At 71.4% G+C, this 5,542-nt stretch carries 7 protein-coding genes; 3 read left to right on the top strand and 4 right to left on the bottom strand.

Annotated features, from left to right (window positions below):
* Together D3105_RS31770 and D3105_RS31765 are read left to right on the top strand one after the other, a co-directional pair.
* Positions 1-766: SGNH/GDSL hydrolase family protein (locus D3105_RS31770; protein ID WP_133305736.1), on the top strand; the 766-nt coding region annotated here is incomplete at its 5' end.
* Positions 767-771: 5 nt separating this feature from the next.
* On the top strand, positions 772-1,791 hold the full coding sequence (locus D3105_RS31765) for an aldose epimerase family protein (RefSeq protein ID WP_118906326.1): 1,020 nt from the start codon (positions 772-774) through the stop codon (positions 1,789-1,791).
* Between the two features lie 24 nt (positions 1,792-1,815).
* On the opposite strand, the gene D3105_RS31760 is transcribed toward D3105_RS31765, so the two are convergent.
* The 4 genes from D3105_RS31760 to D3105_RS31745 all read right to left on the bottom strand — a co-directional run bounded on the left by D3105_RS31760 (position 1,816) and on the right by D3105_RS31745 (position 4,861).
* A complete protein-coding gene (locus tag D3105_RS31760; RefSeq protein ID WP_118906327.1) occupies positions 1,816-2,424 on the bottom strand; it encodes a LysE family transporter in 609 nt (202 codons plus the stop codon).
* Positions 2,421-3,230: an EI24 domain-containing protein gene (locus tag D3105_RS31755; protein ID WP_118906325.1), complete on the bottom strand. Its 810-nt coding sequence runs from the start codon at positions 3,228-3,230 to the stop codon at positions 2,421-2,423. The genes D3105_RS31760 and D3105_RS31755 overlap by 4 nt, the downstream gene beginning before the upstream one ends.
* Before the next feature lie 82 nt (positions 3,231-3,312).
* On the bottom strand, positions 3,313-3,741 hold the full coding sequence (locus D3105_RS31750) for an organic hydroperoxide resistance protein (RefSeq protein ID WP_006124225.1): 429 nt from the start codon (positions 3,739-3,741) through the stop codon (positions 3,313-3,315).
* Positions 3,742-3,841: 100 nt separating this feature from the next.
* Positions 3,842-4,861, bottom strand: coding sequence for an NADP-dependent oxidoreductase (locus tag D3105_RS31745; RefSeq protein WP_118906324.1), 1,020 nt, complete (start codon positions 4,859-4,861; stop codon positions 3,842-3,844).
* A 130-nt stretch (positions 4,862-4,991) separates the two neighbouring features.
* Here D3105_RS31745 and D3105_RS31740 point away from each other — a divergent pair, with 130 nt between their 5' ends.
* Positions 4,992-5,423, top strand: a complete 432-nt coding sequence (locus tag D3105_RS31740; protein WP_118906323.1) for a MarR family winged helix-turn-helix transcriptional regulator — start codon at positions 4,992-4,994, stop codon at positions 5,421-5,423.
* Positions 5,424-5,542: the final 119 nt, after the last annotated feature.

The raw sequence follows: 5,542 nt of genomic DNA, 5'->3' as shown, positions 1-5,542 counted from the left end.
CTCCCCCACCCCTGACTGGAACCCCCGGCCCCGGTCGATCGCGGCGGTCGGGGACTCGATCACCCGGGGCTTCGACGCATGCTCGGTGCTGACCGACTGCCCCGAGGTGTCGTGGGCGACCGGCACGGACGACACGGTCCGCAGTCTCGCGGTCCGGCTCCTCGGCCCGTCGAAGGCGGCGGACCGCAGCTGGAACCACGCGGTGTCGGGGTCGCGGATGGTGCAGCTGCCCGAGCAGATGGCGCGGGCGGCGAAGGAGCGGCCGGAGCTGGTGACGGTGATGACGGGCGCGAACGACGCGTGCCGGGACTCGGTGCGGCTGATGACGCCCGTGGCGGACTTCCGGGCGTCGTTCGAGGCGTCGATGCGGCAGCTGCGTGCCGGGGCGCCGAAGGCTCAGGTGTACGTCTCCAGCGTGCCGGATCTGAAGCGGCTCTGGTCGACGGGGCGGGTGAACGAGCTGGGCAAGAAGATCTGGGACCTCGGGATCTGTCAGTCGATGCTGGCCGACGCGGACGACCTCGGGCCCGCCGCCGTGGCCCGGCGGGACGCGGTGCAGGAGCGGGTGGTGGCGTTCAACGAGGTGCTGCGGGACGTGTGCGCGAAGGATCGTTACTGCCGTTACGACGGCGGGGCGGTGTTCGACTTCCGGTTCACCGGGGCGCAGCTCAGCCCGTGGGACTGGTTCCACCCGAGCCGCGACGGCCAGGCCCGGCTGGCGGAGATCGCCTACCGCAACGTCACGGCCGCGGAGCCGCCCACGTAGGGTCGATGACCATGACCAGCGGCGCGGACACGGACACGGCGGTACAGGCGGAGGACTTCGGCGTGCTCGCGGGCGGGACGCCCGTGCGCCGGTGGACGCTGGAGCGGGACGGGGTCCGGGTGCGGGTCCTGACGTACGGCGCGATCGTGCAGTCGGTGGAGGCGCCGGGCCGGGACGGCTGCCGGGCCCCGGTCGCCCTGGGGTTGCCGGATGCCGGCGGGTACGAGGAGTTCCCCGGCCCCTACTTCGGCGCGGTGGTCGGGCGGTACGCGAACCGGATCGGGGGCGCGTCGTTCGTCCTGGACGGGCGTACGCACCGGCTGACGGCCAACGAGGGCGCCACCCATCTGCACGGTGGGGCCAGGGGCTTCGACAAGCGGGTGTGGGACGCGGTGGCGGTGCCGGGCGGGGTGCGGATGTCCCTGGTCTCGGCGGACGGGGACGAGGGGTATCCGGGGCGGCTCGACTTCTCGGTGACGTACACCCTGGGGCAGGGCGGGGCGCTGGTGCTCGACTACCGGGCGGTGACCGACGCGCCGACCGTGCTGAACCCGACCAGCCATCTGTACTGGAACCTGGCGGGCGCGGACAGCGGGAGCGCGCTGGGGCAGCAACTGCGGATCGCGGCCGGGCACTTCACCCCGGTGGACGGGGCGTCGGTGCCGACCGGTGAGGTGCTGCCGGTGGCCGGGACCCGGTTCGACTTCCGGGAGACGCGGGCGGTGGGCGCGGGGTACGACCAGAACCTGGTGCTGGAGGAGGGGGCCCGGGGCGTGGACGCCGTCGCCGCCGAGCTGTACGACGCCTGGTCCGGGCGGGTGCTGACCGTACGGACCACCGAGCCGGGGCTCCAGCTGTACACGGCCGACCACTTCGACGGGCGGCCGTTCGGGCCGTGCGCCGGGATCGCGCTGGAGACCCAGCACTTCCCGGACTCGCCGAACCGGCCGGAGTTCCCGTCGACGGTCCTCCGGCCGGGCGAGGAGTTCGCCTCGCGCACCGTGTACGCGTTCTCGGTGCGCTGAGACGTTCCTGCCGCGGGGCTCCGCTCAGCGGGCCAGGCCCAGGGTGACGCCGAGGCCGACCAGGACCGAGCCGATCGAGCGGTTCAGGGCCTTCTGGCGGCGCAGCATCGCGCCGCGCAGCCGGGAGTGCGAGAAAAACAGCGCGACCAGGGCGAACCAGACGAGGTGGGCGGCGGACATGAACAGTCCGTACCCCGCCTGCTGCCAGAGCGCGGTGTCGGGGCCGACGACCTGGGTGAAGGTCGCGACGACGAACAGGGTCGTCTTCGGGTTGAGCGCGTTGGTCAGGAAGCCGCTGCGCAGCGCCCCGAACGGGGAGAGCCCGGGCCGGTCCGACAGGTCGACGTCGAGGTCGGCGCGGGCCAGGAAGGTGCGCACCCCGATGTAGATCAGATAGGCGGCTCCGGCCAGCTTGACCGCGGTGAACAGGGCGGTCGAGGAGGCGATGAGCAGCCCGACGCCGAGCATCGTGTACGTGACGTGGACCAGGACGCCCGCGGCGACCCCGGTGGCCGCGAGGACGCCGGTGGTGCGCCCGTACAGATAGCTGTTGCGGACGACCATGGCGAAGTCGGCGCCAGGCGAGACGACCGCGAGGACGGTGATGGCGGCGACCGCCAGCAGCTCGGTCATGCGGACCACGCCCGGGGGGCCGAAGCTTCACCGCTGTCGGCGGTTCCGGGCCCGTTGTCCGGGGCCGGGTCCGGGTCGACCAGGTCGCGGGCGAGCAGAGTGGCCCCGGCGACGGCTCCCGGCATCAGGAACACCGCGACGAACGGGATCAGGAAGGACAGGACCAGCGGGACGCCGAAGCCGAGCACCAGCAGCCGGCGGTCTCGGAGCAGGACGAGGCGGTCCTTGAGGACCATGCCCCGGCGCTGGAGGGCGACGGCGGTCAGCTCCTCGGCCAGGAAGAAGCCGGAGACGCAGAAACCGATCGCGGGGACCACGGTCTGCCCGACGACGGGGATGAAACCGCAGGCGAAGAGGGCGATCCCGTACAGGGCGACACGCAGCAGGATGTGTACGGAGTCGCGGGCGGAGATCCACAGTTCCTGCCAGAGCGGCAGTCCGGACTCGGGGACCTCGCCGCCCTCGCTGCGGTCGACCTCCTCGGAGAGCGACTCGTAGAAGGGCTGGCCGACCAGGAGGGTCACGGCAGTGAAGGTGATGACCGCGAGGAACAGGCCGAAGACGAAGACGAGCGCGGTCAGTCCGGTGCGCAGCAGCCCCTGCCAGGGGGAGGACCAGTCGTCGGCGAACGGGGTCGCCCAGCTGACGAGGTCGTCGGCCCCGTAGCCGAGTCCGATCAGCGCTCCGGCGTAGACGACGAGGGTGACGAGTCCGGGCAGCAGCCCGAAGCCGAACCATCGTCCGTGCTGGGCAACCCAGCGTTGCCCCTTCATCAAGTAGCCGAAACCCGCCCCGAGATCACTCATGGGCGTCAGCGTACGGCGTGCGGGGAAACGGCGAGGACCGCACCCCGGAGTGGGGTGCGGTCCTCGCGCGGAGCGTCGGCGGTCAGGCGACCGAGAGCTCGACCTTGATGTTGCCGCGGGTGGCGTTCGAGTACGGGCAGACCTGGTGGGCCTTCTCGATGAGCGCCTGCGCGGTGGCGGCGTCGACGTTCGGGATGGAGGCGCTGATCGCGACCTCCAGGCCGAAGCCGCCGGCCTCGGTCTTGCCGATGGAGACCGACGCGGTCACCGTCGAGCCGGAGATGTCGGCCTTCTCCTGGCGGGCGACGACGCCCAGCGCGCCCTGGAAGCAGGCGCTGTAGCCCGCCGCGAAGAGCTGCTCGGGGTTGGTGCCCGCGCCGCTGCCGCCCATGGCCTTCGGCGGGTTCACGACGACGTCGAGCTGACCGTCGTCGGAGGAGACCCGGCCGTCGCGGCCGTTCTCGGCGGTGGCGACGGCGGTGTAGGCGACGTCGATCTTCTGGATGGTCATGGTGTGACGATTCCTCCGGTTGGTGCGCCGCGACTCGCGCCCACGATCGCGACGGCCTGCGGATGAGCCTAACGCGTGGCCTGGGGGGACAGGCGGTGGGTCAGACCAGGGAGACGATCATCTTGCCGGTGTTCTCGCCGCGCAGCAGGCCAACGAAGGCGTCGTAGCCCTTCTCGATGCCCTCGACCTTGGTCTCCTGGAACTTCAGCTCACCCGAGGCCAGCCAGCCGGCGACCTCCTGGACGAACTGGTCCTGGAGGTGGGCGTGGTCACCGACGAGCATGCCCTGGAGGCGCAGCCGCTTGCCGATGATGAGCGCCATGTTGCTCGGGCCGGGGGTCGGCTCGGTGGAGTTGTACTGGGCGATCATGCCGCAGATGGTGGCGCGGCCGTGCAGGTTGAACGAGGAGATCGCCGCTTCGAGGTGCTCGCCGCCGACGTTGTCGAAGTAGACGTCGATGCCGTCGGGGGCGGCCGCCTTGAGCTGGTCGCGGACCGGCCCGTTCTTGTAGTTGAACGCGGCGTCGAAACCGTACTCCTCGGTGAGGAGCTTGACCTTCTCGTCGGAGCCCGCGGAGCCGATGACCCGGGAGGCGCCCTTGAGCTTCGCCAACTGGCCGACCTGGCTGCCGACGGCACCGGCCGCGCCGGAGACGAAGACCGCGTCGCCCTCCTTGAAGGAGGCGACCTCGAACAGGCCCGCGTAGGCGGTGAGTCCGGGCATGCCGAGCACGCCGAGGTAGGCGGAGAGCGGGGCGATGTCGGGGTCGACCTTCACCGCGTGCTTGGCGGGCAGGTCGGCGATCTCGCGCCAGCCGAGACCGTGCAGGACGTGGTCGCCGACGGCGAAGCCCTCGGCGTTCGAGGCGATGACCTCGCCGACCGCGCCGCCGTCCATGGGGTGGTCCAGCTTGAAGGGCGGGGTGTAGGACTTCACGTCGTTCATCCGGCCGCGCATGTACGGGTCGACCGAGAAGTACTTGTTGCGGACGAGGATGCGGCCTTCGGCCGGAGCGGCCACCGCGGCCTCACGCAGCGCGAAGTCCTCGGCCTTGGGCCAGCCGTGCGGGCGGGCGACGAGGTGCCATTCGCGGCTGGACGTGGGAAGTGCTGCAGACATGAGCTCGGGTTCTCCTCAATGTCCTACGGGGGTGAGCCTCCGCGCCGTGCGGCACGAAAAGCTTCATGACATGAAACAACCATGCTCCTGAATATTTCATGATGTCAAGTAAATCGGTACGCTGTCGCCCATGGCCACTCGTACAGACACCCTGACCCTTGAGGTCGTCGAGCTCATCGGCACCGTCGTGGCGCGCTACCACGAGGAGTACGACCGGGCCGCCGCCGAGCACTCCCTCACGGGTGCGCAGGCACGGGTGCTCGGGCTGCTCTCGCTGGATCCCCTGCCGATGCGGAAGATCGCCGTCAGGCTGAAGTGCGAGCCGTCGAACGTCACCGGGATCGTCGACCGGCTGGAGACCCGGGGGCTGGTCGAGCGCCGGCCCGATCCGGCCGACCGGCGGGTGAAGCTGGCCGCCGCGACGGAGACGGGCCGGCGCACGGCCCGTGAGCTGCGGGACGCGCTGGACTTCGCCCGGGAGCCGCTGGCCGGGCTGTCGGATGCCGAGCGCACGGTCCTGCGGGATCTGCTGCGCCGGATGCTGGGCGAGGAGACCCCGTAGGCGTCGCGCCTACGTGCACCACCACAGGAAGCGGGTGCAGGTCGGGGACGGGGTCGGGCCGGGCGTCGGCTCCGCCGGGGGCGGCGGGGGTGCGGGCGCGGTCGTCGGCTGCTGCGGGC

It is taken from the genome of Streptomyces globisporus, assembly GCF_003501885.1.
Classification (GTDB): Bacteria; Actinomycetota; Actinomycetes; order Streptomycetales; family Streptomycetaceae; genus Streptomyces; species Streptomyces globisporus_D.
The sequence above is the reverse complement of the archived record's forward strand: the minus strand, read 5'-3'. Positions and strand labels throughout refer to the sequence as shown.

Excerpts from the sequence above, each read along its gene's own strand:
- D3105_RS31755 (WP_118906325.1), bottom strand. The coding sequence starts at position 3,230 with ATGAGTGATCTCGGGGCGGGTTTCGGCTACTTGATGAAGGGGCAACGC.
- D3105_RS31765 (WP_118906326.1), top strand. The coding sequence starts at position 772 with ATGACCATGACCAGCGGCGCGGACACGGACACGGCGGTACAGGCGGAG.
- D3105_RS31750 (WP_006124225.1), bottom strand. The coding sequence starts at position 3,741 with ATGACCATCCAGAAGATCGACGTCGCCTACACCGCCGTCGCCACCGCC.
- D3105_RS31760 (WP_118906327.1), bottom strand. The coding sequence starts at position 2,424 with ATGACCGAGCTGCTGGCGGTCGCCGCCATCACCGTCCTCGCGGTCGTC.
- D3105_RS31745 (WP_118906324.1), bottom strand. The coding sequence starts at position 4,861 with ATGTCTGCAGCACTTCCCACGTCCAGCCGCGAATGGCACCTCGTCGCC.
- D3105_RS31740 (WP_118906323.1), top strand. The coding sequence starts at position 4,992 with ATGGCCACTCGTACAGACACCCTGACCCTTGAGGTCGTCGAGCTCATC.